General features: G+C 42.6%; 1 protein-coding gene and 1 pseudogene. Both read right to left on the bottom strand.

Translation table 11 applies throughout. The annotated features are described in order from the left end of the window. A pseudogene (locus tag MMY95_RS15390) lies at positions 1 to 509 on the bottom strand (phage tail protein); the annotation flags it as partial. Between the two features lie 16 nt (positions 510 to 525). Continuing rightward, the coding region (locus MMY95_RS15385) for a phage tail spike protein (RefSeq protein WP_241277803.1) at positions 526 to 2,513 on the bottom strand (1,988 nt) is incomplete at its 5' end.

Genomic DNA, 2,513 nt, shown 5'->3' with positions numbered 1-2,513 from the left:
GCTGTAGACTGCACAGCTATCTCTGAATTGGCATAAGCGTAGGTGCTATCTGCGGCTGATTTAGCAACATTAGCTGTTGAAGCCGCTTGACTTAGGGCACTCGCGGCACTGGTGAATTTATCGTTTGTGTTATTTTGTAAAGCATTTTGAAGATTTGCTAATTCTTCGTTATAAGCATCTTGATATTTTTTGTATGTTGCACGGTCAATATCACTAGCATGGTCAGGGTTTGCCAGAACGCCAGCCATGAACTGGTTTAAGTTATTGTACGCCGTAGTTACGGCGGTTGTGTCAATCCCATCATCTTTAGCATTTTGTAAGATAACGTTATATTGAGATGTTAAACCAGCGAACTGCCCAATGTTGTTTTGCTTCTCAATGACACTCATTAAATTGGGATCGTTTAAGTCGGTGACCCCACCAGCGGCATTGTCAGCCATATTTTGTGCCTTGATAATCTTAATACCATCATCGGTTAGAATGACCTGTGTTGCGTTAGATTCTGCCATTTAATTCACCTCCCTTCTAATCATTTGTATTAACATTGCCCTTATCAATCTTGCTAGCTGGTGCCCGTACAATAATTGGTATCGTGATAACCCTTGTTACCTGATGATTAGTCGTATGGTCATTTGCTGGCCGGCAATGAAAAGTTAGGAATAATGACAGTTCGTTATTGGAATTGTGCATTAGGTGGCATGTTTCTGGTTCAACATTGTGGTCTGTAATGCCTAAGTCAATGTCGTTAAGCTCATCAACTGCAAACTCTTGACCCCCATGAACAACGTTGACGGCGTACATCATACGCTTATCTTGCATGTCCATGTCGCCACTGTGAAAAATTACATAGGGAAAACTTAAAGTCTGTGATTGGTAAGTTTGATTTTGAAGATCAAAGCCATAGTTAGTGATATTGATGGAATATTGAACGTTATAGTTGCCATTCTTAATATCAGCAAGCTTAATAATATCTTGCCGGCCGTTGGTAAACCCACATAATACATAGCCGTTAGCAAAGTCAACATTGACGTATCGACAATCAGCTATGGTACAGTAATGTGTCATTCTGCTGTCAGTTGGTTCTAATTTGAATCCCGGAATATACGGAAACCGACTAACAGCATATAAGTTATTGTCTGGGTCAACACAGGTGGAAGCCCATATATAAGCCGTTCCGTTGGATTCTTCAATATCAAAACTAGCCCCGTGTCCGCCATTAACAACCGTCATAGCACTAACTACGTTGAAATTGCTGTCGTGAAGCACGTATAGTGTGTCGCCGTGGATAGTTTGTGATCCAATATAAGTCCCATTTGATAGTGGACACATATACTGTCTACCAACGGCACCAATATCGATATTAGTTGGCAGAAAATCAGCTATCCGTTTAATATTGGCTGTATCAAGCTTAATCTCGGGGTCGCTTTGAATGTATCCTGTCTCAATTGTTCCATTTAGAGTGCCAACGGCATTATAGGGGGCTTGTACTAAGTAGCCTGTTTGCTCATAGTTGGTGTCAACCGTGCCATCAGGGTTGTGCCGGCGCCAGATAAATCCCTTGCTATCAATGTAGGATGAGATATTGGTATTTCCTTCCCAAGCCTGTAAGATTAATCGCTTAGTCTGCGTAGTATCCGTGAAGTTGTTACCGTCAGGGGTTAAAGCAACTGGTTTTACTGAGCTGGCGTCTGCTTTAGCCTTCGCAAGGGCATTACTAATAGCGTTCTGATAGCCTGCAAGCCATGCTGGTGTTGCTACTTGAACGGTCGTATACTCACCAAAGCCGACTGTGTTGCCATACGGGTTAGCAAAGCTGATTGTCCGTTGAATAACACGTCCACTAGCGTCTAATACCGGCTTAATTAACTCATCTTTAAACCTGATTGTGGCGCCTAATGGTGGATTGAATTCTGGCGTTACAGCAACCTCATAGTACGTTCTAGGATGGTTGTATAGTTTGAGCATACCTTGTGCCCATGTCATCAATCCCTCCGGGTTCTCTATGAGGTTAGCCGTAACCGTGGCTTCATAGTACAGCCCACTTTGCCAGTCCGGATTATATCGCTGATTGGCATCATCATCGACAATGTAAGTCTTGCCGTTATTGGCATTGGCAATTGTGCTACCGTTAGCCCCGTATGGAATTAACTTAGTCACCGGTGTTGAAACGGTTGTTCGCTTAATACTAGTCATGTTCTTGCCAAATACCGCCTCCTTATAGACCACGTCAGCATTAAGCTTGTCAGTAATGACACACACCTTTTTCGTAATGTTACCTTGTGAGTCAATCTCAACATAAGGGTCAATCTCGACATTGTAGGCTTGAATTAGTGTCTGTAATAACGTACTAGCCTTAGTCTTACCGTCAATGCTGAATAATGACACTATAGTGTTGGTAGTCTGATAATCTACTGTCCATCCGGTAGCGTTAAAGCACTCATTGAAGGCCGTTTGAATAGAGTTATTGCTAGGAGCTGCTGCAAGTGGGTAATGATGAGCTAGTGTGTATAAGC

The organism is Lactiplantibacillus sp. ME-2 (genome assembly GCF_022549155.1).
GTDB classification, from domain to species: Bacteria; Bacillota; Bacilli; order Lactobacillales; family Lactobacillaceae; genus Lactiplantibacillus; species Lactiplantibacillus plantarum.
This window is presented reverse-complemented; position numbering and strand designations above follow the sequence as displayed.